At 38.9% G+C, this 26,448-nt stretch carries 27 protein-coding genes; 19 read left to right on the top strand and 8 right to left on the bottom strand.

The genetic code is table 11. From position 1 onward, the window contains the following. Positions 1–910 precede the first annotated feature (910 nt). The 4 genes from H5161_RS19060 to hslR all read right to left on the bottom strand — a co-directional run bounded on the left by H5161_RS19060 (position 911) and on the right by hslR (position 5,299). A complete protein-coding gene (locus H5161_RS19060; protein ID WP_182769872.1) occupies positions 911–2,029 on the bottom strand; it encodes a PepSY domain-containing protein in 1,119 nt (372 codons plus the stop codon). Positions 2,030–2,212: 183 nt separating this feature from the next. Next, positions 2,213–3,751: a phosphoenolpyruvate carboxykinase gene (locus tag H5161_RS19055; RefSeq protein WP_076926092.1), complete on the bottom strand. Its 1,539-nt coding sequence runs from the start codon at positions 3,749–3,751 to the stop codon at positions 2,213–2,215. A gap of 267 nt (positions 3,752–4,018) precedes the next feature. Further along, positions 4,019–4,864 carry an Hsp33 family molecular chaperone HslO gene (hslO, locus tag H5161_RS19050; RefSeq protein WP_182769871.1) on the bottom strand — a complete coding sequence of 282 codons (846 nt, stop codon included), beginning with the start codon at positions 4,862–4,864 and terminating at the stop codon, positions 4,019–4,021. A 12-nt stretch (positions 4,865–4,876) separates the two neighbouring features. Continuing rightward, on the bottom strand, positions 4,877–5,299 hold the full coding sequence (gene hslR, locus H5161_RS19045) for a ribosome-associated heat shock protein Hsp15 (RefSeq protein ID WP_024598238.1): 423 nt from the start codon (positions 5,297–5,299) through the stop codon (positions 4,877–4,879). 210 nt (positions 5,300–5,509) lie between these two features. Between hslR and gspC the strand changes: the two genes are divergently transcribed. From gspC to H5161_RS18980, 13 genes are all read left to right on the top strand, one after another. Continuing rightward, positions 5,510–6,451, top strand: coding sequence for a type II secretion system protein GspC (gene gspC, locus H5161_RS19040; protein WP_024598237.1), 942 nt, complete (start codon positions 5,510–5,512; stop codon positions 6,449–6,451). A 23-nt stretch (positions 6,452–6,474) separates the two neighbouring features. Next, positions 6,475–8,538 (top strand): type II secretion system secretin GspD, encoded by a 2,064-nt coding sequence (gspD, locus tag H5161_RS19035; RefSeq protein ID WP_182769870.1) that lies wholly within the window; start codon positions 6,475–6,477, stop codon positions 8,536–8,538. Next, complete coding sequence (gene gspE, locus H5161_RS19030) at positions 8,531–10,096, top strand: type II secretion system ATPase GspE (protein ID WP_024605967.1); 1,566 nt, start codon at positions 8,531–8,533, stop codon at positions 10,094–10,096. Before gspD ends, gspE begins: the two co-directional genes overlap by 8 nt. Before the next feature lie 2 nt (positions 10,097–10,098). Continuing rightward, complete coding sequence (gene gspF / locus H5161_RS19025; protein WP_170072979.1) at positions 10,099–11,334, top strand: type II secretion system inner membrane protein GspF; 1,236 nt, start codon at positions 10,099–10,101, stop codon at positions 11,332–11,334. A gap of 80 nt (positions 11,335–11,414) precedes the next feature. Then, entirely contained in the window at positions 11,415–11,837 is a 423-nt protein-coding gene (gene gspG, locus H5161_RS19020) for a type II secretion system major pseudopilin GspG (RefSeq protein ID WP_007586585.1), read from the top strand. 49 nt (positions 11,838–11,886) lie between these two features. Then, positions 11,887–12,474, top strand: coding sequence for a prepilin-type N-terminal cleavage/methylation domain-containing protein (locus H5161_RS19015; protein WP_024597727.1), 588 nt, complete (start codon positions 11,887–11,889; stop codon positions 12,472–12,474). Further along, entirely contained in the window at positions 12,474–12,848 is a 375-nt protein-coding gene (gene gspI, locus H5161_RS19010) for a type II secretion system minor pseudopilin GspI (protein ID WP_024597726.1), read from the top strand. The genes H5161_RS19015 and gspI overlap by 1 nt, the downstream gene beginning before the upstream one ends. Further along, the gene (gene gspJ, locus H5161_RS19005; RefSeq protein WP_076926096.1) at positions 12,849–13,499 is read left to right on the top strand and encodes a type II secretion system minor pseudopilin GspJ; all 651 of its coding nucleotides are present in this window, start codon (positions 12,849–12,851) and stop codon (positions 13,497–13,499) included. It abuts the gene before it with no gap. Next, the gene (gene gspK / locus H5161_RS19000; RefSeq protein ID WP_182769869.1) at positions 13,492–14,481 is read left to right on the top strand and encodes a type II secretion system minor pseudopilin GspK; all 990 of its coding nucleotides are present in this window, start codon (positions 13,492–13,494) and stop codon (positions 14,479–14,481) included. Before gspJ ends, gspK begins: the two co-directional genes overlap by 8 nt. Then, positions 14,478–15,686, top strand: coding sequence for a type II secretion system protein GspL (gene gspL / locus H5161_RS18995; RefSeq protein WP_182769868.1), 1,209 nt, complete (start codon positions 14,478–14,480; stop codon positions 15,684–15,686). Before gspK ends, gspL begins: the two co-directional genes overlap by 4 nt. Continuing rightward, entirely contained in the window at positions 15,683–16,156 is a 474-nt protein-coding gene (gene gspM, locus H5161_RS18990; RefSeq protein WP_024596393.1) for a type II secretion system protein GspM, read from the top strand. The genes gspL and gspM overlap by 4 nt, the downstream gene beginning before the upstream one ends. A 3-nt stretch (positions 16,157–16,159) precedes the next feature. Continuing rightward, positions 16,160–16,918 carry a type II secretion system protein N gene (locus H5161_RS18985; protein WP_182683009.1) on the top strand — a complete coding sequence of 253 codons (759 nt, stop codon included), beginning with the start codon at positions 16,160–16,162 and terminating at the stop codon, positions 16,916–16,918. A gap of 22 nt (positions 16,919–16,940) precedes the next feature. Next, the gene (locus H5161_RS18980; RefSeq protein WP_024596395.1) at positions 16,941–17,528 is read left to right on the top strand and encodes a UPF0149 family protein; all 588 of its coding nucleotides are present in this window, start codon (positions 16,941–16,943) and stop codon (positions 17,526–17,528) included. A gap of 27 nt (positions 17,529–17,555) precedes the next feature. On the opposite strand, the gene H5161_RS18975 is transcribed toward H5161_RS18980, so the two are convergent. Both H5161_RS18975 and H5161_RS18970 read right to left on the bottom strand, forming a co-directional pair. Next, positions 17,556–17,762: a hypothetical protein gene (locus tag H5161_RS18975; RefSeq protein ID WP_002962050.1), complete on the bottom strand. Its 207-nt coding sequence runs from the start codon at positions 17,760–17,762 to the stop codon at positions 17,556–17,558. Further along, on the bottom strand, positions 17,762–18,121 hold the full coding sequence (locus H5161_RS18970) for a hypothetical protein (RefSeq protein ID WP_182769867.1): 360 nt from the start codon (positions 18,119–18,121) through the stop codon (positions 17,762–17,764). Before H5161_RS18970 ends, H5161_RS18975 begins: the two co-directional genes overlap by 1 nt. Before the next feature lie 288 nt (positions 18,122–18,409). Between H5161_RS18970 and ccoG the strand changes: the two genes are divergently transcribed. From ccoG to H5161_RS18950, 4 genes are all read left to right on the top strand, one after another. Beyond that, the gene (gene ccoG, locus H5161_RS18965; RefSeq protein WP_002962052.1) at positions 18,410–19,840 is read left to right on the top strand and encodes a cytochrome c oxidase accessory protein CcoG; all 1,431 of its coding nucleotides are present in this window, start codon (positions 18,410–18,412) and stop codon (positions 19,838–19,840) included. A gap of 85 nt (positions 19,841–19,925) precedes the next feature. After that, the gene (locus tag H5161_RS18960) at positions 19,926–20,900 is read left to right on the top strand and encodes a serine/threonine protein kinase (RefSeq protein WP_024596396.1); all 975 of its coding nucleotides are present in this window, start codon (positions 19,926–19,928) and stop codon (positions 20,898–20,900) included. A gap of 34 nt (positions 20,901–20,934) precedes the next feature. Then, the gene (locus H5161_RS18955; protein WP_002962054.1) at positions 20,935–21,558 is read left to right on the top strand and encodes a thiol:disulfide interchange protein DsbA/DsbL; all 624 of its coding nucleotides are present in this window, start codon (positions 20,935–20,937) and stop codon (positions 21,556–21,558) included. 16 nt (positions 21,559–21,574) lie between these two features. Beyond that, positions 21,575–22,213, top strand: a complete 639-nt coding sequence (locus H5161_RS18950; RefSeq protein WP_002962055.1) for a thiol:disulfide interchange protein DsbA/DsbL — start codon at positions 21,575–21,577, stop codon at positions 22,211–22,213. Positions 22,214–22,279: 66 nt separating this feature from the next. On the opposite strand, the gene trmA is transcribed toward H5161_RS18950, so the two are convergent. Continuing rightward, on the bottom strand, positions 22,280–23,377 hold the full coding sequence (gene trmA / locus H5161_RS18945) for a tRNA (uridine(54)-C5)-methyltransferase TrmA (protein WP_154904185.1): 1,098 nt from the start codon (positions 23,375–23,377) through the stop codon (positions 22,280–22,282). 162 nt (positions 23,378–23,539) lie between these two features. Here trmA and H5161_RS18940 point away from each other — a divergent pair, with 162 nt between their 5' ends. Next, the gene (locus H5161_RS18940; protein WP_182769866.1) at positions 23,540–24,679 is read left to right on the top strand and encodes a DUF5610 domain-containing protein; all 1,140 of its coding nucleotides are present in this window, start codon (positions 23,540–23,542) and stop codon (positions 24,677–24,679) included. Positions 24,680–24,744: 65 nt separating this feature from the next. Beyond that, entirely contained in the window at positions 24,745–25,545 is an 801-nt protein-coding gene (gene murI / locus H5161_RS18935; RefSeq protein WP_024596400.1) for a glutamate racemase, read from the top strand. Here the strand turns inward: murI and H5161_RS18930 are convergent. Next, on the bottom strand, positions 25,508–25,987 hold the full coding sequence (locus H5161_RS18930; RefSeq protein ID WP_024596401.1) for an RNA-binding protein: 480 nt from the start codon (positions 25,985–25,987) through the stop codon (positions 25,508–25,510). The two genes, murI and H5161_RS18930, sit on opposite strands and share 38 nt — an antisense overlap. Positions 25,988–26,448 lie beyond the last annotated feature (461 nt).

Genomic DNA, 26,448 nt, shown 5'->3' with positions numbered 1-26,448 from the left:
TAGTGAAACGAAACAGCGCCGATGATAGTGTAGCATTTGCTATGTGAAAGTAGGACATTACCAGGCTTCAAATTGTAGAGAGCCCGACTAGAAATAGTCGGGCTTTTTTACGTCTGCAGAAAAGTAAAATGTGCGCAATTAACGCACACTCACAGCAATATTCATCTCGTAGGTCGGGCGAGCGTAGCGACTCCCGATGTGAAAATCGCAACAAAACCCCTCAATATCTCAGTCGGTCGATACAGTAGCATTTCACTGTGATTTTCTACCGCTGTGGGTACTACGACATCCTACTGCGTAGCGCACCGACCTCACATTGTAGAGAGCCCGACTAGAAATAGTCGGGCTTTTTTACATCTGCAGAAAAGTGAAATGTGCGCAGTTAACACACACTCACAGCAACACCCATCACGTAGGTCGGGCGAGCGTAGCGACTCCCGACGTCAAAAGCATAAAAAACCTCCGCTCGACAATGAGTGGTAGCATTTGTACTGTGGGTAAATAATACCAATTGGTTTAACATCTGACCTAATATAAAAGCGTTAATTATCTGGTCTTGTGATAAGTATTGAACATGAACTTTAAGCCTTTATATACGTTTTGGGTAGGTTAACTGAAGAGAATAAAAATAGTTAGGTAGAGATTGATACAGAGGTTTTACACATAGAGCTTAAATCTAAGGGGCATGATATTTATTTAATAGTACTTATGGAGTACCTGTATAGACTAACCACGTTATCTACCAGTATTCATTAATTGTTTTATATGTAGATTGGTAATTAAGGGCTGTTTTAATTTAATATGTATTTACCGTTATTAATTTTTAATCCTAAGATTAACTAAGGGCATATACTTTATATTAAAAAACCATCGACAAGACTTACTGAAAAGTGACTAGGTGCTCTTTCAACTAAAGTTTATTTTGTATTCTCTTGGTTCTAACTAACCATCTATATACGCCAATAAAGAACAATGCAGCAGATCCAAAGCCACTCAGCACCCAAATGACTTTTAAAATGTTACCGCCAATGCTGCCGTCATGTAGAGGGTGCATCCAGTTTTTTATTTTACTAGTCGTACTTTGCTTATCTATATTAAACACGCTCTCTAACTTTCCTGTAAGTGCATTAACCTCTATATAGCTATGTGGAAAGCGATATGAAGGATCGTTTACAGTTTGAAATCTTAATCTGTAAATAGCATTTAAGTTTGATGGTGTTTCAATCCAAGCTAAACGCGCATTCGGTAATGCTTTTTCAGCTATTAATACCGCTTGTGATAAAGGAATATCGGTTTGTTTGCTCGGTTGAATTTGTGTTTTTGGTGGGGAGTTTATATCGCTAACTAGAGCGGTTAATATAGGATCTGTTTGTTTTGGAATAGCGAGCATAACACCTGTAACAGTTAAAGCTAGTAGCGGTATGCAGAAGGTTAAACCAATTAGTTTATGCCAGTCGTATAGCAAACCTATTTTAGAGCTACGAGATTTAAATTTTAGTGCCTTTACCCACTGCCCAGGCTTTGGAAACCAAGCAAAGAATCCAGAGATAATAAGAAGTAATGTGGCTATGCCTATATAACCAACAACTAGAGTGCCTGTTGCTCCTGTTAGTAATGAAAAATGTAAGTTGTATATCCAAGTTACTAGGTATTCCCCCCAGTAGTCTTTGCGTATTACTTCATCGTTATCACTAGATAGCCAAACCATTAAAGGCGCAAAGCCATGCTCTTTTGTTTCTATAGGGTTATAGTAACGTGCGGGTACAATTGAATTCACACCTGTATTTTCTAATCGCCATGGTCCGAGCTTTGTAGGGAAATTTTTCCTTAACTTACTGTATGCTTTATCCCAATCAGGTATTTTTGTATTAGTAGTGTCATTAATTGGATTTAACAGTGAGTCTATTTGTGGGTAATAAACTAACACGGAGCCAGAAAGGCTAATAATAGTGAGTAATACGCCTACCGAGAGGCCTAAGTACAAATGTAATCGTCTTGAGGTTTTTCGCCATGAAAGCTTTGGTGTCATCAATTAAGTAGCCGTAATGGGTAATGCAGATTTATTGGGCATTAAGGAATGATTAATTACGCGGTATATTATATGGTTTTTGATATGAGTTGTGCGGCATTTTGTCGCACTTATTAAATTAATTATTTAAGAAGTAAAAACGCCAGCTCTAGGCTGGCGTTAAAATACAATCTTAAAGTTTACTTAAGCTTTAGGTCCTGCATTTTTTATATCGTCTGATACGTCGTACTTAGCAAAGTTTTCAGTGAAGTCAGCGGCTAGTTTTGCTGCATATTCATTGTACTTAGCTTTGTCTTCCCAAGTATTGATTGGGTTAAGTAAGTTAGTATCTACACCAGGAACGGCTACCGGTACATCTAGGTTTAAAACATCAATGTGCTGAGTTTCAACACCCGCTAATTTACCTGATACGATTGCATCAATTACTGCACGAGTAGTTGGAATATCAAAACGTTTACCTGTGCCGTAAGGGCCGCCAGTCCAACCTGTATTCACAAGGTACACTTTAGCGCCAAACTCGCGTACACGCTTCATAAGAAGCTCAGCGTAAACACCAGCAGGGCGTGGGAAGAATGGTGCGCCAAAACATGTCGAAAATGTTGATTCAATATCGCTAGTAGAGCCAATTTCAGTAGAGCCAACTTTTGCTGTGTATCCACTTAAAAAGTGAAAAGCAGCAGCTTCTTCGCTAAGTATAGAAACTGGTGGTAATACACCGCTTACATCACAAGTTAAAAATACAACAGCTTTTGGTTCGCCTGCGCGGTTTTCTACTTTACGTTTTTCAACGTGTTCAAGTGGATATGCTGCACGGCTATTTTGAGTAAGGCTAGTATCGTTAAAATCTGGAATGCCTTTTTCATCTAACACTACATTTTCTAAAATAGTGCCAAAGCGAATAGCATTCCAAATTACAGGCTCATTCTTTTGTGACAGGTCGATACACTTAGCATAACAACCGCCTTCAATATTAAACACGCTGCCAGGTGCCCAACCGTGTTCGTCATCACCAATTAAAAAGCGAGTTGGATCTGCTGAAAGCGTTGTTTTACCTGTACCAGATAAACCGAAGAACAATGCTGTATCGCCTGCTTCACCAACGTTAGCAGAGCAGTGCATTGGTAATACACCTTTTGCTGGTAGTAGGAAGTTTTGCACAGAAAACATCGATTTCTTCATTTCACCGGCGTAACGCATACCAGCTAGTAATACTTTACGCTGTGCAAAGTTAATAATGACGGTGCCATCGCTATTTGTGCCATCACGCTCTGGCTCACATACAAACGAAGGAACGTTCATTACTTGCCATTGCGGTAAGTTTGAAGCGTTATAGTTTTGCGGTTCGATAAACATGTTTTTGGCAAAAATATGGTGCCACGCTGTTTCTGTAGTTACGACTACAGGTAGATAATGCTCAGGGTCTGCGCCAACTTCTAGGTGAGAGGTGAAGTGGTCATTACTTTGAACATGTGCTTCTACGCGAGCCCATAAAGCGTCAAATTTGTCTGCATCAAATGGGCGGTTAACATTGCCCCATTGAATGTCATCTTGAGTTGTAGCTTCTTGTACAATAAAACGATCTTTTGGTGAACGACCAGTTCGTTTTCCTGTAATTGCAACAAAAGCACCATTTGCGGCTAAAGTACCTTCGCCACGGCGGATCGCATGCTCGACAAGTTCAGCTGCGGTTAAATCGACAAAACGTGTAGCGCCTGTAGTCATGTTTATACCTAACTATGTGTGAGAGTTTGAACGGATAGCTCTGGGGTTATCAGTGCCCTTAAACTGAAATTATAGTAACAGAAGGTTTTAAGATATTCGAGCCCGTAAAGCCTCTAAAAACACATATATTTAAGAAAAAACATGAATAATTTCAATGATACCGGTGTCATGAAATTAGCAGAAAAGATGACACCGGTATCATCTTTTTATAATATAAAACCGCATATTATGCGGCTTTAATTACTATATATAGATGAAGCTGAATATTTAGTTGAAAATGCTTTTTATATCTTGTTCGTTAAAAACATACTCTTTTAAACAGTAATGACAGTTAATATTAACAGACCCTTTTTCGGTTACGTCTTTAAGTAGTTCTTCTTGTCCAATATTAACAAGTGCAGTAATTGTTTTATCACGACTACAACCGCATTTGAATTTAATCGCTTGAGGCTCAAATACACGAGGATTATCTTCGTGATAAAGACGTGTAAGAACAGTGTTCGCATCTAAGTGTAACAACTCTTCATTTTTAATCGTGTTACTTAATGCTTCTAGGTGTGCAAAGTCTTCAATTGATTTTTGTTTATCAACTGGAAGCACTTGTAAAAATAGACCACATGCTTTTGCGCTACCTTCAGTAGTGTCAGTTGCAAACCAAAGACGTGTTTTTAGCTGCTCAGATTGCTCAAAGTAACTTTCAATACATTCACTAAGAGTATCATGCTCTAGCGGCACTATACCCTGGTAGCGTTCACCTTTTTCAGGGGTAATAGTGATTACCATATAGCCTTGGCCAATAAGCTCTTTTACAGTTGTGCCCGCAATTTCGCTTTGCAGGCGTGCAATGCCACGCATATTTTGTTTGTCATCACCATTTATAACAGCATATTTAACTGGGCCATCACCTTGAAGCTGTACAGCAATTTCCCCTTCAAACTTTAAGGTAGCAGTAAGTAAACAGGTTGCAACGAGTAACTCACCAAGTAATGCTTTAACAGGGTCTGGGTAATTATGGTCGGCAATCATTTCATTATAAGCACTCTCGATTTGTACGAGTTCGCCACGAACATCTAGTTCGTTGAATAAATAACGGTGAAGTAAATCTTGTTGCATGAGCGGCTATACCTAACTTGATTTCATTTTTAAAAGTTCGCGTCTTTGCTTTTTATCCGGTTTTTTATCCGGATGAGGAGCAAAAAAACTGTTATTTTTGCGTGCGATGCTGTTTTCTTCGCGTTTAGCAATACTTGCATCAGATTCTTGATACATGGTCTGTGCAATGGGGGCGCTTTGACGTTTTTCAAGCACTGTGAGTATAGTTATCAGTTTTTCATCTACACCCTGAGCAAGTTTTACTTTTGCACCAACATCTACTATTTTGCTCGCTTTTGTACGTTGGCCATTATAATGTACTTTGCCGCCTTGCACCATTTCACGTGCAACAGCACGAGTTTTATAAAATCGTGCAGCCCATAACCATTTATCTAATCGAACTTTTAACTCATCTGCATGGTCTGAGTTGGTATTAGCATTACTTTTTTTACTCATAAGGCATTTCCCCACGTTTTTATAGCTTAAAATTTATCATGAAATCATCGTAGGATGAAGGTATTACAACAGCCGTTTACTTTTTGTACTACTATGTAAAGTTAATTTAATCTGTTTACAAAGTTTAATATTAGTGTGCTTGTTGAAAGAAAAATGAAAGGGTACTATGGGTACGCGCTAACGCAGTAAATTAAAATAAGAACACTATTTATGGAACAGCAAATCCAACAACTAAAACAATTTTTAACGCGGTTACCGCATGCTAAATTAAGTGCATTAGTGACACTGTTAGTTGTTGTTTATCTTGCATTTTTATTATCAAAGCTTGTCTGGCTTTTATGGCCGAAACCACCAGTAACTCTACTTACTCCTACTCATTATGCTAATCAGCCATCTGGTGCGAGCAATAACTCAGCGCAGCATATTATTGAGCAATTTTTATTTGGTAAAAAAACTGTAACAAATAACAATAATACTGCAAAACAATCGCAGGTTATAAATAATGCGCCAGAAACACGCCTAAGTATTAATTTAACCGGTATTGTAGCTGTTAATAATGATGACCAAGCAGGCATAGCAATTATTGAATCACAAGGTAAGCAAGTAAGCTACCTTGTTGAAGAAGTTGTACTTGGCACGCGCGCTGAAGTAGCGCAGATACTGCCTGATCGTGTTATTTTAGGTATTAATGGAGGTTTTGAAACATTAATGCTTGATGGGCTCGATTTTAGTAAAAAAGTATCTATGCCTGTACTCGCTGCGCGTGACGATGCCGAAATGGGTCCGCAAAAATTAGAGCCAAGTGAATTACAAATAGACGCCACCGCAGACCCAGACGTTAAAGAAGCAATTATAGAAACACGTGAAGAGTTACTCGAAGAACCGGGCAAGTTATTTGACTATATACGTGTTTCACAGGCTATGAATGATGGTGAACTAATTGGATACCGCTTAAGTCCAGGTAAAGAACCTGAACTGTTTAAGCAAATGGGATTAAAAAATAACGATTTGGCTATTTCTATAAATGGCTATCAATTAACAGATTTAAAACAGGCTATGTCAGCTATTAACGAGCTGCGTAATAGTACAGATGCCAATATCACTATAGAACGTGATGGTGAACAAATTGATGTGCAATTTAGTCTGCAATAATTTAGCTTTGGAGTTTTAATATAATGGTTCAGGTGCTACACCTCAAAAAAATTAAAAAAGGGTTAGCTAAGTACGCGGCACTTTTTTTGGCGGCAAGTATTTCTTTGTCTGTTTCTGCTGTTGAATATGCTGCTAACTTTAAAGGCACTGATATCAACGAGTTTATTAATATTGTTGGTAAAAATCTCAATAAAACAGTAATTATTGACCCTAACGTGCGCGGCAAAGTAAATGTTCGCAGTTATGAGTTAATGGACGAAGCGCTTTATTACCAGTTCTTCTTAAATGTATTGGAAGTTTATGGCTACTCAGCTGTTGAAATGGACAATGGCATTCTTAAGGTAGAAAAAAGTTCAGACGCCAAAAAATCAAATGTGCCACTTATTACCGAAGGTAGTGAAGCTAGCGGCGATATGATGATTACACGTGTTGTACGTGTCAAAAATGTGAGCGTACAAGAACTAGGCCCTTTGGTTCGTCAATTTAGCGATCAAAAAGATGGCGGCCATGTTGCTAACTTTAATGCGGCTAACGTAATGATGTTAACGGGGCATGCTGCATCGGTTAATCGCTTAGTTGAGATTATTCGCTCTGTTGATCAGGCGGGTGATAAGCGTGTAGACATTGTTAAGCTTAAATATGCAACAGCAGATGATGTTGTCTCTGTGGTAGACAATATTTATAAAGACAGCGGCAAAGGCAGCGTACCTGAGTTTTTAATTCCAAAAGTAGTCGCTGATGGCCGAACTAATAGCGTTATTGTAAGTGGTGAAGGCCAAGCACGTACACGTGCCATAGAGCTTATTAAGCGCTTAGATGGCGAATTAGAAAGCCAAGGTAATACCAAAGTGTTTTACCTAAATTATGCTAAAGCTGAAGATTTAGTAAAAGTACTGCAAGGCGTAAGTAAGTCACTTGTTGAAGATGCACAAGGCGGTACCACTAAGACTCGTAGCAGAAGTAACAACGAAAGCAGTATAGAAGCTCACCCAGATTCAAATTCACTAATTATCACCGCACAGCCAGACACAATGCGATCACTTGAATCTGTAATTGAACGCCTTGATATTCGCCGTGCACAAGTACTTGTAGAAGCCATTATTATTGAAGTAATGGAAGGTGACGGGGTTAACTTAGGCCTGCAGTGGATTTCTGAGCAGGGCGGTATGTTGCAATTTAACAATGGTACTACGGTTCCTGTTGGTTCATTAGCTGTTGCTGCAGAGCAAGCACAAGATACAACCGTAACTAAAACTATTATTGGTACAGAAACTGGAACCGTTACTAGTTATGACGAAACGACTGAGGGTGACTATGATGCGCTTGCTTCATTGCTAAGTGGCATTAATGGTTTAGCGCTGGGCGTTGTTAAAAATGACTGGGGCGCAATTATTCAGGCTGTTGCCACTGATACAAATTCAAATATTTTGGCTACACCGTCTATTACTACAATGGATAACGAAGAAGCCTCAATTTTAGTTGGTCAAGAAGTGCCTATTATTACAGGCTCACAAACGGGCAGTAATAATGCTAACCCATTTCAAACGGTTGAGCGTCAAGAAGTCGGTATTAAACTGATAGTTACGCCACAGATTAACGATGGCTCTGCAGTACAGCTTACAATTGAGCAAGAAGTATCAAGTGTAAGTGGTGCAACTGCTGTTGATATTTCAGTTAATAAACGTGCAATCAAAACAACGGTTATGGCCGATGATGGCGGTATGGTTGTACTTGGCGGTTTAATTGACGAAGACGTACAAGAAAGTGTTTCTAAGGTACCGTTATTAGGCGATATCCCTATTTTAGGTCACCTGTTTAGATCAACAAACACAACACGCCGTAAGCGTAATCTTATTGTGTTTATTCGACCAACCATTATTCGTGATGGTGTAAGCATGAATAAGTTAAGCTTTAATAAATATAACTTTATTCGTGGTGAGCAGTTTAAACAAAAAGAAGACGGTATTGAGTTAATGCCAATGACTGATACGCCTATTTTACCTGAGTGGAATGACGAATTAGTACTTCCACCTACGTATGAAGAGTCTCTACGTAAACAAAATGCACAAGAGCGTAAAGATGACTAATGCGATTCAAGAGATAAACCAAGATGTGGTTCATCCTCAAACGCATAATCAGGATGAGCTATTAACGAGTGATGTATTAGTTGAGTTACCAGCAAAGCGTTTGCCGTTTTCGTATGCAAAACGTGCAGGTGTGTTACTTGGCAAAAATAAAGATCACCGTATAGTTTACTACCGTGGTGAGCTAGATGTGGAAGTACTATTAGAAGTACGTCGTATCGCAGGCCATGGTTTTACACTTGAGCAATTGGCTGATGATAAGTTTGAGCTATTGCTTGAAGCGTCATACCAACGTGATAGCTCTGAAACGCAACAAATGATGGAAGATATTGGCAACGAGGTTGACTTATTTTCACTTGCTGATGAGCTCCCACAAACTGAAGATTTACTTGCTGGTGACGATGACGCGCCAATCATCAAGCTTATTAATGCCATGCTTAGCGAAGCGATTAAAGAAGGGGCTTCTGATATTCATATCGAAACCTTCGAGCAAGAGCTTGTTATTCGCTTTAGGGTAGATGGCGTACTTAAAGAAGTCCTTAAGCCTAATCGGAAACTTGCGTCGTTACTTGTATCTCGTATTAAAGTAATGGCTAAGCTTGATATAGCCGAAAAACGTATCCCACAAGATGGCCGTATTAGTTTACGTATTGCCGGACGTGCAGTTGATGTGCGTGTATCAACAATGCCATCGAGCTTTGGTGAGCGTGTGGTGCTGCGTTTACTTGATAAAAATAACGCGCGTTTAAACCTAGAAGACTTAGGTATGACTGCAGAAAATCGTGCATTGTTTTCAGATTTAATTAGTAAACCTCACGGAATTATTTTAGTAACAGGACCAACAGGTTCTGGTAAAAGTACCACCCTATATGCTGGTATGAGTCAAATTAACTCACGCGATCGTAACATTCTTACTGTTGAAGATCCGATAGAGTACGAAATTCCAGGCATAGGCCAAACTCAAGTTAATGCAAAAGTTGATATGACATTTGCTCGTGGTTTACGTGCAATATTACGTCAAGATCCTGATGTAGTAATGGTGGGTGAAATACGCGATCTTGAAACTGCGCAAATTGGTGTTCAAGCGTCACTTACCGGTCACCTTGTTATGTCTACTCTGCATACTAATACTGCATCGGGTGCAATTACACGTATGGAAGATATGGGTGTTGAACCATTCTTACTTTCATCGTCGTTACTCGGTGTGTTATCACAGCGTTTAGTACGTACGTTATGTAATACCTGTAAAGAAGGTCACACGGCTGATGAGCATGAATGCCAGTTGTTAGGTACTCCTTTTGAAAGCCAACCTACAATCTACCGAGCGGTGGGGTGTGAAGAGTGTAACTTTAATGGTTACCGTGGTCGTACCGGTATTCACGAGTTACTTGTAGTTGATGAAACCATACGCGAAATGATTCACAACGGTAAAGGCGAGCAAAGCGTAGAAAAATACATTCGTAAGCGCAGCCCAAGTATTCGCCAAGATGGGTGTAGCCGTGTACTTGCAGGTAAAACAACACTTGAAGAAGTATTGCGTGTTACCCGTGAGGAAGGCTAACTATGGCGGCGTTTGAATACCGTGCCTTAGATGGCCGAGGTAAAGAAAAAAAAGGCATTTTAGAGGCCGATACAGCTAAACAAATTCGCCAAACTTTGCGTGACCAAAAATTAACGCCGCTTGAAGTTATCCCTGCGGCGCAAAGTGACAAACAAGTCAAAGGTGAAAAAGCCCCTTTATTCGGTGGCTTTTTTAAACCAACAATTTCAACCTCAGACTTAGCGCTTATAACCCGCCAATTAGCAACATTGATACAATCGGCACTCCCTGTTGAAGGCGCAGTTATGGCTGTTGCTGAACAATGTGAAAAGCCGCGTTTAAAGCGTATGCTTATGTCGGTACGTTCAAAAGTAGTTGAAGGTTACACCCTTGCCGATGGTCTTAGTGAGTTTCCTCATGTTTTTGACGACTTATATCGTGCAATGGTAGCCGCAGGCGAAAAGTCGGGCCACCTTGATCAAGTACTTAATCGTTTAGCCGACTATACCGAGCAGCGCCAACATATGCGTAGCCAAATAACTCAGGCTATGGTTTACCCTATTATTTTAGTGGTATTTGCAATTGGTATTGTGTCGGTATTACTGGGTACGGTGGTACCAAAAATATTAAAAACGTTTGAAAAAACGAAACAAGTACTCCCTTGGACAACCGAATGGGTTATGGCGGGTAGCCATTTTGTGCAAAATTACTGGTTTATTAGTTTAATAGCCATCACAGCAATCGCTATTGGTATTAAGCATGCACTTAAACAGCCAAAAATACGTTTTTGGTGGGATGACCGAGTGCTACATATGCCAGGCATAGGTAAAGTGGCTCGTGGTATTAACACCGCACGTTTTGCGCGTACTTTAAGTATTTTATCATCAAGTTCAGTGCCACTGCTTGAGGGAATGCGTATATCGGGTGGCGTACTCATTAACGAAAAGATTAAAAAAGCGGTTGCTGATGCATCCGATAGAGTGAGTGAGGGTGCAAGCTTAAGAGCTGCACTTCAGCAAACTAAGTTGTTTCCACCAATGATGCTGCATATGATAGCAAGTGGTGAAAAATCAGGTGAACTAGAGCAAATGTTAGAGCGTGCTGCAAATAACCAAGATCGCGAATTTGAGAGCATGGTTAATGTATCGCTTAAACTACTAGAGCCTGCGATGATCGCCTCAATGGCGGTTATTGTATTATTTATAGTAATGGCAATATTACAGCCAATAATGGCTATGAATAAAGCTGTTGGACTTTAAGTTAAAATAATTTTTAAATATATTAATGGTTTTACCTAAACCATTTTTACTTAGTGTTTTTAGAATAATGAGGTAATTACGTGAATAAACAATCAGGTTTTTCTTTACTAGAAGTAATGGTGGTACTGGTTATCATCGGAATGATTATGTCAATTGTTGCACCTAACATTATGGGCCAGCAAGAAGAGGCCGCTATCGATAAAGCGCATCTAGATATTCAGCAATTAGAAGATGCAATGAGCTTATACAAGCTTAAAAATAAGAGCTACCCAAGCACAGAGCAAGGTCTTGAAGCGCTAGTAACTCAAACAAGTATTGAACCGGTTCCAAAGCGTTTCCCTGACGGTGGTTTTATTAATGAACTACCAGAGGATCCATGGGGCAATCTATATCAGTTAATTAGCCCGGGTGAAATTGGCAAGTTCGATATTTTTTCTATGGGCCCAGATGGTGAAGTAGGTACTGATGACGATATCGGTAACTGGGACGAAGAAAAACAATAATGCCTAAGTACACCGTTCTGTATGAACATGTTAATGCTAGAGGCTTGCTATGAAAGCAAGCCTTAAGCAGTGTCATACAAAAAGCAGCGGCTTTAGTTTAATTGAAATTTTAGTGGTACTAGTGATCATCGCTTTTGCCACCAAAATGGTGGTATACAGCTTAGAAGGCGGTGCGGAGGAAGAATTAGATACTCAAGCACTCAGGCTGCATACCACCATTAATATGGCATCTGAATTTGCTATTTTAAACCAAGTTGAATTGGGATTGTTAGTTGAAGACAACACGCTAGAATATTTAGTTTTCGATGGTGAAAAGTGGATTACCTTTGACCGTGAAGATCTTTTTAAACCAATAGAATTAGATGAAAGATTAAAGCTTACTCTTAATTTAGAAGATTTAGCGTGGGCGCAAGATAATCTCTTAGAGCAATCTAACTGGCGCGAGCTTATGAGTGGTGGCGATGAAGACAGTTTACTTGAGCTTAAAAAGTTAAAAATCCCACAAGTACTTATTTTGTCATCAGGTGAAGTAAGTGCGTTTCAGCTTATATTAGAGTTAAAAGATCAAAGTGAGCCTGTGTATTACATTGAAGGTGAATTTACAGCACCCATTAACTTTCGCCGAGAACCAGAATAATGAAGCATACTAAAGGGTTTACCTTATTAGAAGTGCTTGTCGCATTAAGTATTTGCGCCATGGCGGGCATAGCGGCAATGCAAGCAACAAGCGAGCATATACATCACTTAACCACTATTGAAGAACAAACCTACGCATCGTGGGTCGCCGAAAACGTTATTATTGAACAACGTACTAAAGGTGAGCAATGGCAAGGTAAAAATAACCTTAAAGGCAGCGAAGTAATGGGCGGCGTTGAATGGTTTTGGCAACAAGAAGTAACCGCTACCGCTGATAAGAGCTTTGTTAAGCTAACAATCAATGTTTTTACGGATGAAAAGTATGAGCATTCGGCATATGAGTTATCAACGTATCTCAATAAAGGCAAAAAGTAAGTGAAGCAGCGCGGGTTTACATTACTCGAAGTTATGGTTGCACTGGGTATTTTAGCTTTTGTTATTATTGCTACTCATCAAATACTCGAGACGACAACAAGAGCAAAAGATGCCTCAGATGAAAAAATTACTGAGCTAAATGGATTGCAAACAACATTTAGGTTGATGGATCAAGATTTTAGCCAAATGACCAAACGCGCAGTTCGCAATGAGTCGGGCGATGTTCAAGAGCAATACTTATTGGCTGGTCGTTATGTTTTAGAAAGCCAGTACGATGGTATTGCGTTTGTACGAGATGGTTGGATAAATCCAATAAATTTATTACCACGTTCTGAGCTACAAGCCGTCGGTTATAGAGTGATAGACGATAACCTTGAGCGTGTTTATCGGGTTTATGTTGATCAGCTTGATAATATGGAGCCGCGGGTTCAACGTGTACTGGAAAATATTGAAGAGCTTAAGTTTGAGTTTTTGGATGATAAAAACGAATGGCAAGAACAATGGGAAATTAAAGCTCTCCCTAAAGCGGTTGCTGTTACGTTGCAACAAATAAAAGCAGAGCCGATTCGTCGAGTATTTTTAGTACCAGGGCAGGGCAAGGTTGTTGCTCCACCAAGCACAACACAAGATACGAGCGTGGATAATGGTTAAGCAGAAATCATCGCGCGGCGCAGCACTTGTTATTGTTTTGTTTATTGTGGCATTAGCGGCTATTTTAGCAGTAGAAATGAGTGCTAATTTAATGGTGCAAGTGCAAAAAAGTACTAATTTGCAAGGTCATCAGCAAGCTAAATGGTACGCCTACGGTGCAGAAGAGCTTGCTATTAAAGGGCTAATACAAAGTAAAAAAGATGATGCCGATAAAACAACACTTGATCAAGTTTGGGCAACTCAAGGTGATGCTTCATACCCTGTTGATAACGGCACGTTAAGTGGCAAAATTACTGATTTACAAGCATGTTTAAATTTAAATGCTTTAGCTATAGCGCCAGATACAAACAGCGCGAGTAAAACAAACCCTGCGCATAAAGCACTATTTGCATTACTTGAAAATATTGAAGATTTACCTGCTGATGAATCAGAAGAGACAATGGCAGATAGCGTATTCGATTGGCTTGACGAGAACAGTATTACGTATCGCTCAGGCGCAGAGGAAGACGAGTATTTATCACGAGATTTTCCGTATATGACAGCCAATAGTTTATTTGCATCAACATCGGAGCTGCGCTTAGTTAAGGGCTTTAATCCATTAGTGATGGAAAAAGTATTGCCGTATGTATGTGTAATACCCGGCAGTACACTTTTATCAATTAACGTAAATACATTAATTCCAGAGCAAGCTCTTATACTAAGTGCCTTAATAGAAAGCTTGAGCTTATCTGGCGCAGAGGCTGTGATAGGTGCAAGACCGCAAACTGGCTTTGACACCATTGATGAATTTTTTGAACAGGTGAAGCAGCAAGGCGGTACTAATACCGACTCAGTAAAAAGTTTATTTAGCATTAAAAGCGAATATTTTAAATTACAAACGCAGGCAAATTTTGTCGACCTGCGTTTTTCGATGACCACATTACTGCACGCTAAAGACGGTGACGTAACGATACTGGCGCGAAAATTTGGAGGCGTACAGTGACAGAAATACTGTTGATCCGCACGGGTCAAAACGAGCAAGAATTACTTAACTGGTTAATTTACTCACCACAAGAACAAGAAATAATAGCCAGTGGCGAGTTACCAAATGTAGAGCATTTAAGTGAGCTAAGTGAAAGAGCGCTTACCCGAGAAGTTGTCGTGTTATTACCAAGTGACCAAGTGCAATTAAAAACAGTCGCTTTGCCAACAAAATGGAATCGCAAGCTTGAGCAAGCACTGCCATATATGCTCGAAGAAGATATAGCATGTGACGTAGATGAACTGTTTATAGCTGTAGCGCAGCCGACAATGCTTGGTGAGCAACATGCAATACGAGTAGCAATGACTGACCGTGAATGGTTTGAACAATGGCTCGCATTATTTGCTGAGCATAATTTATCAGTATACAGAATATTACCCGATGCCTTGTTGTTACCGCTTGCAGATGATGGTGCCGTAACTGCTATTGAGCTCAACAACCAATGGTTGTTTAAGCAAGGGCAATGGCATATTAGTGCGGTTGAATCTAGTTGGTTGAATGGCTATTTATCAGCCATGGGTAACCCCGACATTAAACATTTTAGTCCTGCTAATCAGTTTCCTGAAAGCGTTAACTTACAAGCCCAAACAAGCGATTACGACTTACCTTTAGCATTATTTGCAAAACAGTTAGATAGCGTTAATTTTAACTTACGCCAAGGTATGTATCAGCTTAAAAAACAAAGCGCTTTGTGGTGGGGTTACTGGAAAGGCGCCGCAATTATAGCAAGTGTTGCATTGGTTTCTACAATTACAATAAAAGCTATTGAGTTACACCAACTTAATACACAAGTAGAAGTAGCTAAAGCTCAAGTAGTCGACAGATATCAAAAAGCATTTCCGGGAACTAAAGTTCGCCCGAATCTAATTAAAAGCCAAATTAAAGGCGCGTTAGATAAAATACAAGGCTCAAGTGAATCCGGCTTTTTAGACTTAACGACTAATTTGGTTGATGTATTTTCGCAAGTCAGCGAATTTACACCTGAAACACTTCGTTATGACAAACGTCGTAATGAGCTGCGAATTCGTGCACGGGCTAAAGACTTCCAAACTTTTGGTAAAGTAAAAATCATACTTGAAAAGCAAGGTTTAACTGTTGAGCAAGGGTCTTTAAATAATGACGGTGATTATGTCGTAGGTGAAATTAAACTGCGAGGTGCAGTATGAAAAAGCAGTTAATGAAACAGTGGCGTTCGCTTAAAGAGCAAGAACAACAATTGGTAATGGTCGCTGGTGGTGTGTTTATTATTTTTGTTTTAGTAATGGGAATATTTAGGCCATTAAATAACGCGATAGAAAAAGCACAGCAATCTCAAATTAAACAACAAGAGCTATTAGCTTGGGTTGATGACAGTATTGTTAAGCTAAAGGCTGCAGGCAACACCAGTGTTGCTAGCAATACAAACTTAAGCCAAGTGGTAAACTCTACTCGTGGACGCTATAAAATCAATATTAGTAAAATGCAGCCCAGTAGTGATTCACTTCGTTTGACGCTCGACTCAGTAGAGTTTAATCAGTTAATAGAATGGCTAGATGAGCTAGTAAATCAGCATGGTTTAAAAATTGAAAATTTAGATTTAAGTCGCGATGATAAATCAGGCTATGTGCGCGTAAGCCGTTTAGTATTAGAGAATTAATTAATGAAAAAAATAATAACGTTATCGGCTGTCTTTTTAATTAGTTTTATTGTGTTTTGTATTATTAAATTACCAGCCAGTATTGCGCTTGATATAGCAAAGCCGTATTTTCCAAAGCAATTAGAAGTTGGGCAAACTGTAGGCACTGTTTGGCAAGGTCAAATGATGCAAGTTCGTTTTGATGGTGAGCAGTTAAATAATGTGCGTTGGGATATTGCAGGCTGGAAATTATTTACAGGCAAACTAAATGCGAACATAAAATTTGGTAATCCACGAGAACGCAGTGATATTTCGGGTTACGCAGATGTAAGTTATGGGTTTTTTAATAAAAAAGTAATAGTGACTGACGCCCTAGTACGCTCAACTGTAGAGCGTGCAATGCAGCGTGTGCAACTTCCTCTGCCTGTTACCGCTAAAGGGCGTGTGATATTAGAACTTGATGAATACAGCTCAGGCGCACCTTATTGTGACTCACTAAAAGGTGAAATAGCGAGCCCTAATATTGATGTTCAAGGTTTAAATGGATGGTTTAATATTGGACCTCTAGCAGGTAAGTTAAGCTGTAAGTCGGGTGATGTTGCTATATTAATTGACCCAGATAATACGCTTGGCCTTGAGGCCGATGCTACACTTAAAGCTAATTTCGACTTTAGAGTGGCAGGTTATGTAAAACCAGATGCCAGCTTACCTAAAGATGTACATGATGCGGTTAAGTTTTTAGGCCGACCAGATAACCAAGGTCGCTACCCGCTCAACTTTTAATGTTTTAATATAAAGAGTTTTAATGCAAATACCCCAATTTACTGAGTTGCACGCAAAGCAGCTCAGCTCATTTTTAAATACCCAATCTCAAGCAATGACCCTTGTACAAAGCCAAGGCTATTTATTTGGTGTAATTTGTTCGCCTAACCCATTAGATGTACATGAGTGGCTTGAGCAGATATTGCCAAACACAGCTAATGATTTAGATGAAGAAATGCTTTTTTTGTTTATGGCGCTTTATCACAAAATTAGTGAGCAGGTGTTCGAAACTGGATATAAATTACCAGACACATTTGATGCTGAATTTTGTAAGTCGTGGAGTAAAGGCTTCTTAGTTGCAACGAAAGCTTATGCAGAACCTTTGTTAAATGCACCGCAATTAGACGTTGATTTTAAACAAGCATTAGAAAGTGCGTTAAGCACACTAAGCTTTTTTGCACTCGACCAGCTAGCAATAGCTCAGATTGCCAAACAAAATAACATGACAATAGAAGCTTTGTGTCAGTATCAGTATGAATCTATGGGTGACTTTGCATTAGGGTTTGCTGAACTAATTGAAGTGGTCGCAATTAATAGTGGCTTGATAACCGACGAGAGTTGGGAAGAGTAATTATTAGAGCTAGGCGCTTAGTTTAATCTAAGTGCCTAGCTCTAATATAATATCCGTACAGCCTTGTTTGCACTTTACTATGCCTTTACCAGGTTCACTGGTGGCTAAATCAAGTGTTAAAACCCCATTACACTTCTCACACTTTAATGTTTTGCCTTGCGCTAATTGCTTGAGCATATTGCGCTGCTTATGAAATGAGTCGCTTGCTTTTTTATTTAATCCTGAAAAATCCACTACTTTGCTCGCTTTTGCTCTAATGCTTCAGTCACTAATTTACATACCGTATTTAAACGGTCGTCATAAAAATAAAGGTTTAAGTCACGCTCACGACAATAGCGTAGGTGAAATAACTGAACAGAGTCATCTGTTGTAAACGTTTTTTCTACATACTCACCTTCAGATTCAGATAGTTTAAGTTGACTGCTGATCCTATTTTTCGCCATATTTGCAGCGGGGCTTCTGTTGACCTTGCTTGCATCACTTAAAAAGCCAATGCCTTCACCTAGTAACCTTTCGCGAGGTTCTTTTATAAGTGGGTGATCGATTGTAAAAAAGGCAAGGATCACAACTACCAAAATAATAAATTTTTTCATGGATACGTAAACCTTGATCTAAGTAGGGTTGAATTACCATGCAGTGTAATAAACTGCATTTTAAAAGCAAGTAACTGGGATGAATAAATTATTAGCAATCTATGCCAGTAATTTTAACCAACATTGTTATAATGGTTAACAGCAGTCAGATATTTCTGAAATATCTGAAAGTATTCGAGAAGGCAATTTATTAAAGTAAATATGCCTAGCAAGTAACTTGCTAACTTTAAGTATAGAGTACTTGAGTATTGCTGGATTTTTATTTCCAAGCGGCGTTGAGGAACTTCGATGGACAAGCAAATTAAAGTAAAGAATATCCCTGTAGAGGTGAAAATCCAAAAACCGGATTTAAGCCGTCAAGATGATAGGTTCAATCCCCGAAATCGTATTTATGTGCGTGCTGTAAAAGGTCTACATCAATTACTTAGACAGCGCATTGGCTTCTTAGGCCTGCTTGCGTTTATGTTACTACCTTGGATTAATTTTAATGGCCAGCAAGCTGTGCTGTTTGATCTAATTGGTCAAAAATACAATATTTTTGGTTTAACGCTATGGCCTCAAGATTTTACTATATTAGCGTTTATTTTTATGTTGGCAGCATTTGCGTTGTTTCTAGTGACCACCTTCTATGGACGGGTGTGGTGTGGCTACACATGTCCGCAAACTGTTTGGACTTTTATTTTTATTTGGTTCGAAGAAAAGCTTGAAGGCACGGCTAATCAACGTAAAAAACTCGATCAACGACCCATGAATTTTGATAAGTTTTGGCGTAAGACGGCAAAGCATACTAGTTGGGTATTGTTTTCGTTGTATACCGCAATTTCTTTTGTGGGTTATTTTACGCCAATAAGGGAGTTACTCCCTGACTTTGTAACGTTTGATGTAGGTGGTTATGCACTAGTCAGTATTATTTTCTTTGCTGCGTGTACTTATGGTAATGCCGGTTGGATGCGAGAAATTATGTGTTTACACATCTGTCCTTATTCTCGTTTTCAATCAGCTATGTTTGATAAAGACACATACACCGTAACGTACGACGAAAGCCGAGGTGAAAGCCGTGGTCCTCGTTCACGTAAAGTAGACCATAAAGATTTAGAACTAGGCGACTGTATAGACTGTAACTTGTGCGTTCAAGTGTGCCCAACAGGTATTGATATTAGAAATGGGCTACAAGCTGAGTGTATCAACTGTGGTGCATGTATTGATGCGTGTGATGGCGTAATGGATAAAATGGAATACCCGCGTGGGCTTATTTCATATACGACAGAGCGAAATCTCGAAACCCCAGAAAATAAAACGAATCCACTGCGAGCTAAAATTATTGGTTACACGGTCATACTTGTTGTGCTTACGGGAGCGCTTGTCGCTAATATAGCACTGCGTAAAACAATGGACTTTGATATTATTCGTGACCGAAACCAATTATATCGTGTCGATTTTGATGGTTTAGTAGAGAACACCTATACATTAAAGGTAATTAATAAAGCGCAGTACGAGCAAACCTTTAATATTAAAGTACAAGGGTTAGATAACTTTAAGTATATTGGTAAGCAGTCATTTACTGTGCAGGCAGGGGAATCTCATAACGTACCATTGTCACTTGTAATGGACCCTTATGATTTGAAGGCGCCGATGACTGAGTTTAACTTTGTGCTTTCACCGGTAGATGAGCCGGATGAGACAATATCGCAGTCGAGTAACTTTTTTAAAGCGCGATAATCGCAACTTACCTTAATTAGGTAAGTTGATATAGCAATTAACAAAAGCGGGTATATAACCCGCTTTTATTTTATATAAGAAGAGTATGAGTAAATTTAGTTTTATTGACTTAACACCTGATCTAATACTCGATGCAATAGAAAGCGTAGGTGTGTACGCCGAATCTGGTTTATTAGCGCTCAATAGCTATGAAAACAGAGTGTACCAATTTAAAGCGGATGATGGCCTGCGTTACGTAGTGAAGTTTTATCGCCCAGAGCGCTGGAGTAAAGAGCAAATTCAAGAAGAGCATGACTTTGCATTTGAACTAGCGGATGCAGAAGTACCCGTTGTTGCCCCTATTTTATATAATGGGCAAAGCTTGTTTGAACACGAAGGGTATTTGTTTGTGTTGTTTCCAAGTGTAGGCGGGCGTTTATTTGAGGTTGATAATTTAGATCAGCTTGATGTAATGGGGCGATTGATTGGCCGTATGCACCAAGTAGCTAAAACAAAACCTTTTACTTATAGGCCAACAGTTACCTGCGAGGAGTATTTGCATACAGCCAAAGTTCATCTTCAAAAAAGTAACTTAGTGCCCATGGGAATAAATACTGCTTTTTATACTATTTTAGATTTAGTGATAGAGCAGGCGCAAAAACAGTATAAAGATGTGCAAAGTATTCGCTTACATGGTGACTGCCACGTTGGTAATATTTTATGGGCAGGTGATGCGCTAATGTTTGTTGATTTAGATGACAGCCGCCAAGGTCCTGCAATCCAAGATTTATGGATGATGCTCAGTGGCGATAGAGCGACGCAACTGTTACAGTTAGACACCCTTGTAAATGCGTATGAAGAGTTTTGTGATTTTGATCACTCTCAACTCAAATTAATTGAACCGCTGCGAGCAATGCGTATTATTCATTATATGGGATGGGTAGCTAAACGATGGAGTGATCCTGCTTTTGTGCGGAACTTTACATGGTTTGCTGATGACAAATACTGGGAGCAACAAATTTTAGCACTGAAAGAGCAACTTGCAGCATTGCAAGAAGCACCGTTAAAGTTATTGCCGTAATATTTTATTTAAAGACAAGTACAACGAGATACAAATGCTTAAAAAATTAAAACTGAGTTTATTACTTTTATGTTTACCATTTGCAGCACTTGCTGCACAGTTTGAAGTTGATAATCAATACACTGTTATAGATGTAGACAAAAGCAAGTCACCGCAAGTAACTGAGTTTTTCTCATTTTACTGTCCACATTGCTTTAAGTTTGAACCAGTAGCAAAAGCAATTGAAAAAGGCTTGCCAGAAGGCGCTGAGTTTATTAAAAACCACGTTAACTTTTTAGGTGGCGTGTCACCACAAGCACAAAGTAATTTAAGCTTTGCTTACTTAATTGCTAAGCAGCATGGTCAGGCGCAAAGTATTAGCGATCAAATTTTTAAAAGTATCCATGTTCAACGTGCACCATTAACTGAAATGAAAGACGTTAAAAAATTACTTGAAGTAAATGGTATTGATAGCGCAACATTTGATCAAGAGATTGCAAGCATGCCTGTTATTTCAGCTGAGCAAGCAATGCAAAACAAACAGAATAAATATTCAAAATTAGGCGCACTTACAGGTGTACCTACTTTTATTGTTAACGATAAATATAAAATAAACCTCAACACCATCAAAAATCAAAAAGAACTTGATGAGTTAGTAGCGTTTTTATTAGCACTATAAATTTCGGAGCATAATAATGATTAAATTAGTTAAAGCAGGTTTGCTTGCAATATTACTTCCTATGGCAGCAACAAGCTTTGCAGCAACGTATGAAGAAGGCGTGCATTACGACGTAGTTTCTGAGCGTGCAACTAAAAAGCCAGAGGTTAAAGAGTTCTTCTCATTTTACTGCCCTGCATGTAATAACATGGAAGCACTAATTGGTGAGTTTAAGCCTAAGCTTGATAAAAACGTTAAATTTAAAAAGAGCCATGTTGATTTTGTAGGTGTACGTGACCCAGAAAACCAACAGATGATGAGCCAAGCACTGGCGACAGCTGAAGTGCTTCCACAAAAAGATCAGATTATTTCTGCAATCTTTAATCATATCCATACAAAGCGCGCTAAATTTAATGAGCTTGCAGATGTAAAAGATATATTTGTAGCGCAGGGCGTTGATGGTGATAAGTTTGATAAGCTGTTTAAAAGCTTCTCGGTACGTACGCTGAGCTCTAAAATGAAACGCGACCAAGACTACTTTAAAGAAAAAGGCGCACTACGTGGCGTACCTACCTTTATTGTAAATGGTAAGTACAAATTAAACCTAGGTCGTGAGTCGGGTATTACTAAACCTGAAGACATTAGCAAATTAATAAATTACTTAGCTAACAAGTAAGTTTAGCTAAAACAAAAAAAAGCTCCTTAAGGAGCTTTTTTTATGGGTAACGTTTACTGAACGTATTTATTTGCGCTGTAAGAAAACGCCCGACTCAATGTGATGCGTATAAGGGAACTGATCAAATATAGCAAAGCGCTTAACGTTATGCGTACGTGTTAAGTGATCAAGGTCACGCTCAAGAGTTTCAGGATTACAGGATATATAAATTATACTTTCGTAGTTAGCCACTAAGTCACACGTTAATTCATCCATGCCCGCGCGTGGTGGATCAACTAATATGGTTTGGCAGTCATAGCTTTTTAAATCAATACCATCTAAACGAGAGAAAGTACGCTCGCCATTCATTGCTTGAGTAAACTCTTCACTAGACATACGAATAATATCTAAGTTCTCTACGTTGTTTTTAGCAATGTTGTATTGAGCAGAGTGAACAGATGATTTTGATATTTCCGTCGCTAATACTTTATTAAAACAGCCCGCTAATGCAATTGAAAAGTTACCGTTACCACAATACAATTCTAGTAAATCATTTTTAAGTGGTTTACATAAATCTTGTGCCCACTCCAGCATATTAATATTTACTTTTGCATTAGGCTGAGTAAAGCTATTTTCTACTTGTTGATAAATAAGCTCTTGCCCATTAACTGTTAAACGTTCAGTTACAAAGTCATCACCTAGTACTTCTTTTTGTTTGCGAGCACGACCTATAAAGTCAATTTTGTATTTACTGCTAAGCTTTTCTTTCAGTGCTTTAATTTCACTTAACCATTCATCATCCAGTGGTTTGTGATAAAGCAAGCTTACTAAAATTTCACCGCTTAGCGTTGATAGGTAATCGATTTGAAATAACTTACGGCGTAATATTTCACAAGGCTTAAGATTTTCAATCATCACCTGCATTATTTCACCTACTAGAGGCGCTGCTGGGTCAAATGTATCAACACGGATTTTTTCTTTTGTTTGTTGATCAAACATAATGTGAAACAGATCATCACCGTCGTGCCATACTCTAAATTCAGCACGTTGGCGGTAGTTAGTTGGCTCTGAGCTAAATACTTCTAATTGCTCCACACCAAAACGTTGAAACTGCGTACTAATTCGCTGCTCTTTTTCACTTAACTGCGCTTGGTACTGTGTGGTATCTATTTTAATAACTGCCATTAACGCTACTACCTTATCTAAGATCTGTTTATCGGCGCTATTGTAGGGAGCGCTGCGTATTTGTCTAGTTTTGGCTAGCATTTATGCTGTTTTATTGAACATTGTACTTTAGTTTTTGTTGTTATAGCCGATAATAAACTACGCACGCTTAGGAGACGAATCATGAAAATAGGTAATTATGGCTTTACGCCAAACAACAACATCAATAAATTCAATAATAAAGCTGATATACAGCAACCTACAATTACGTCTCCTCAAGATAGCTATCAACAACGAGGCCGAGAGTTGGCCGCAAAGGTGCTTGGCGATAAAATGGCTGAGCAGCTTGGATTACCTATCGCAGAAAAAAAAGCAGATAAACCACTATTTGATTTTGATGAAATAGTAAAAAACGTACTCGATTTTGTAAGTAGTGCTGTAAATAAAGCAAAAGCTAACGGCGCTGATGACGAAAAGCTCAAAGATATGCTAGGCGATGCGCGCAAAGGAGTCCAAATAGGGATTGATGACGCTGTTGATGAACTCAAAGGTACAGGCGTATTTAATGATGACATGGAAGAGGGCATTAATAAGTCCAAAGAGGGAATTTACAATGGGCTGGATAAGTTTGAAGAGTCGTTATTTAACCCACAACCTGCCAGCGTAAATATAAGCCAGGCCCAATACGTCAGTATGACGAGTAATGCAGAGTATAAATTTACTACAGCAGAAGGCGATGAGGTAAGTATTAGCTTTGCTGATGCATTTGAATCTCAATCGGCAAGTGGCTATCAGCAAAATAGTAATAGTGAGTCGTTTGCAAGCTCATCATCGCAATCTCGACAGGTATCATTTTCGATGTCGGTAAATGGTGACTTAAACGAGCAAGAGCAAGAAGCTATTAATGCGATGATGGAAGACTTACAAGATTTAAGTAAAACCTTTTTTGGTGGTGATTTAGATGAAGCATTTGAACAAGCGCAAGAGCTGAGTTTAGACAGCGAACAGCTGGTGGCTTTTTCTATGGATTTACGCCAAACAAAAACAATAGCAACAGTTAAAAGCTATGAAGAATATAAACCAGCACCAGAAAAACAAGTAGCAGAGGGGTTAGCTTCTTTTAATGACGACCTTAAAAATGCTTTTGAAAAAGCGGGTGAGCTTGGATTACAAAATCAGCTAGCTGGCATTCTCCAATGGTTAAATCAAGATCAGGAACAAATAGATAAGTTAGTAGATTATACAAAGTCTATGTTCGAAAACCTTAATCAGTTAAATTCAGCAGCCGACAGGCTTACTGATTTAGAAGCCACGCAAAGTTAAACTACTTTCTTTTATAAAAACCTCATGGCAAACTGCCGATCTTAAAGTAAAGTAGGAACGGTAGTTTGTCAGCGCATATAATGGTCTTTGATTCAGGCATTGGTGGAACTACTGTACTTGAACATATCAAGCAAAGTATCCCCAATGCTCAGTACAGCTATTTTATGGATAATGCATTACTACCTTATGGTGCTCAATCCCAACAAACTATAATTAACCGATTATGTTCACTTATTCATTTCATCAAAGCCAACACGCTTAACGTCGATTTAATTGTAATAGCGTGTAATACAGCTTCTACATCTGCACTCAGCGCTGTTCGCCAAATTACGGATATTCCTATTGTAGGTGTTGTGCCAGCAATAAAGCCTGCGGCAGAATTAACACGCTCAAATCATATTGGCTTGTTAGCCACACCGGCAACGGTCGCCAGTTCATACACAAAAACATTAATTGCTGAACATGCACGTAATGTGATCGTTAATCTGTATAGCAGTGTTGAATTAGTAACGTTAGCTGAGGAATGCTTTTTTACAGGCTCTTTAGATACAAATAAGTTGTATCAAGTACTTGATGAACTACATATAGATAAAACAATAGATGTACTTGTACTAGGGTGTACGCACTTTCCGATATTAGCAGAGCCGATTAGTCAGTATTTTGAAGGGAATGTAAAATTACTTGATTCAGGTGTAGCGATAGCAAATAGAGTCAACTTCCTACTTAACCAACTTAACTTATGTGTGGATAAACAAACAGACATAAAAAAGCCGCTGCAATATTATGCAACGGCTGATGTGTTTAGCAATAAGCTAGCGGTAAAGCTAGTTACACTGACTGATCCGTCTCAGTACGTAGAGCATTAGAATCATCTTCTTGTTTTTGTTTTGCTTCACGTACCTTTAAAGTACGTTGTTGGAACTCGCTATCGTTCAAGTTAGCAATTGCATTGTCTGCATCAGCTTGCGCCATTTCAACAAAACCAAAGCCACGACGTTTGCCAGTATTCTTATCCTTTAATAAACGAACATTGAATACTTTGCCTTGTTCTTCAAATAATGCACGAACCACACCTTCGTTTGCACGATAAGGAAGGTTACCAACATAAAGCGTTTTTGTTTTAACTTCAGCTTCTTCAGTCACATCAGATGATATTGCAGCAATAGCAATCGCACCAATTAATAAACCAGCACCAAATAGTAATGCAGGGTTTAAAGCTAAGCCGCCTAAAGCAAACTCAACAACAACAAAACCAACTACAGCAAGAATAACAGAGAAGATAAAAGATTTTTGATCGGGTAATTTCATTTTAGATCTACCAATAAACAGGAAATAAACATTAATTTAACATTGTGAACTTGCTATCTTAACGCCTAAATCAAACATAGCAATGATATTTGTATTAAATAATAAATAAGAGCATAAAAAAGCATCATCTTAGAGGGGTTTTCATGTGATTTTACGTGGTTTTGTTCTATTTTTGTTCGAACAGTAAAAAGATCTAAAAAAAGGGTTGATCTGTTTTTGGATCTCCCTATAATGCGACCCCACTGAGACGGGAAACGCCAACGCATAGCGAGGCACGAACTACTCAGAGAGTTAAATAAAACTTCGGTTTTAAATCTTCCAAAAGAAAATTTAAAACAAAGTATTGACTCGAAAAATAAAGGGTGTATTATTCGCATCCCTTGAGACGCTAAAGCGACTCAAAACGTTCTTTAACAATATAAAGCAATCATCTGTGTGGGCACTCGTACAGATTGAGTTCT

Origin of the sequence: Pseudoalteromonas sp. SG43-5, from assembly GCF_014164345.1 — a bacterium.
Classification (GTDB): Bacteria; Pseudomonadota; Gammaproteobacteria; order Enterobacterales; family Alteromonadaceae; genus Pseudoalteromonas; species Pseudoalteromonas distincta.
The sequence above is the reverse complement of the archived record's forward strand: the minus strand, read 5'-3'. Positions and strand labels throughout refer to the sequence as shown.

Coding starts and splice junctions, on each gene's coding strand:
- H5161_RS19060 (WP_182769872.1), bottom strand. CDS start 2,029: ATGACACCAAAGCTTTCATGGCGAAAAACCTCAAGACGATTACATTTG.
- H5161_RS19055 (WP_076926092.1), bottom strand. CDS start 3,751: ATGACTACAGGCGCTACACGTTTTGTCGATTTAACCGCAGCTGAACTT.
- hslO (WP_182769871.1), bottom strand. CDS start 4,864: ATGCAACAAGATTTACTTCACCGTTATTTATTCAACGAACTAGATGTT.
- hslR (WP_024598238.1), bottom strand. CDS start 5,299: ATGAGTAAAAAAAGTAATGCTAATACCAACTCAGACCATGCAGATGAG.
- gspC (WP_024598237.1), top strand. CDS start 5,510: ATGGAACAGCAAATCCAACAACTAAAACAATTTTTAACGCGGTTACCG.
- gspD (WP_182769870.1), top strand. CDS start 6,475: ATGGTTCAGGTGCTACACCTCAAAAAAATTAAAAAAGGGTTAGCTAAG.
- gspE (WP_024605967.1), top strand. CDS start 8,531: ATGACTAATGCGATTCAAGAGATAAACCAAGATGTGGTTCATCCTCAA.
- gspF (WP_170072979.1), top strand. CDS start 10,099: ATGGCGGCGTTTGAATACCGTGCCTTAGATGGCCGAGGTAAAGAAAAA.
- H5161_RS19015 (WP_024597727.1), top strand. CDS start 11,887: ATGAAAGCAAGCCTTAAGCAGTGTCATACAAAAAGCAGCGGCTTTAGT.
- gspI (WP_024597726.1), top strand. CDS start 12,474: ATGAAGCATACTAAAGGGTTTACCTTATTAGAAGTGCTTGTCGCATTA.
- gspK (WP_182769869.1), top strand. CDS start 13,492: ATGGTTAAGCAGAAATCATCGCGCGGCGCAGCACTTGTTATTGTTTTG.
- gspM (WP_024596393.1), top strand. CDS start 15,683: ATGAAAAAGCAGTTAATGAAACAGTGGCGTTCGCTTAAAGAGCAAGAA.
- H5161_RS18985 (WP_182683009.1), top strand. CDS start 16,160: ATGAAAAAAATAATAACGTTATCGGCTGTCTTTTTAATTAGTTTTATT.
- H5161_RS18980 (WP_024596395.1), top strand. CDS start 16,941: ATGCAAATACCCCAATTTACTGAGTTGCACGCAAAGCAGCTCAGCTCA.
- H5161_RS18970 (WP_182769867.1), bottom strand. CDS start 18,121: ATGAAAAAATTTATTATTTTGGTAGTTGTGATCCTTGCCTTTTTTACA.
- ccoG (WP_002962052.1), top strand. CDS start 18,410: ATGGACAAGCAAATTAAAGTAAAGAATATCCCTGTAGAGGTGAAAATC.
- H5161_RS18960 (WP_024596396.1), top strand. CDS start 19,926: ATGAGTAAATTTAGTTTTATTGACTTAACACCTGATCTAATACTCGAT.
- H5161_RS18955 (WP_002962054.1), top strand. CDS start 20,935: ATGCTTAAAAAATTAAAACTGAGTTTATTACTTTTATGTTTACCATTT.
- H5161_RS18950 (WP_002962055.1), top strand. CDS start 21,575: ATGATTAAATTAGTTAAAGCAGGTTTGCTTGCAATATTACTTCCTATG.
- trmA (WP_154904185.1), bottom strand. CDS start 23,377: ATGGCAGTTATTAAAATAGATACCACACAGTACCAAGCGCAGTTAAGT.
- H5161_RS18940 (WP_182769866.1), top strand. CDS start 23,540: ATGAAAATAGGTAATTATGGCTTTACGCCAAACAACAACATCAATAAA.
- H5161_RS18930 (WP_024596401.1), bottom strand. CDS start 25,987: ATGAAATTACCCGATCAAAAATCTTTTATCTTCTCTGTTATTCTTGCT.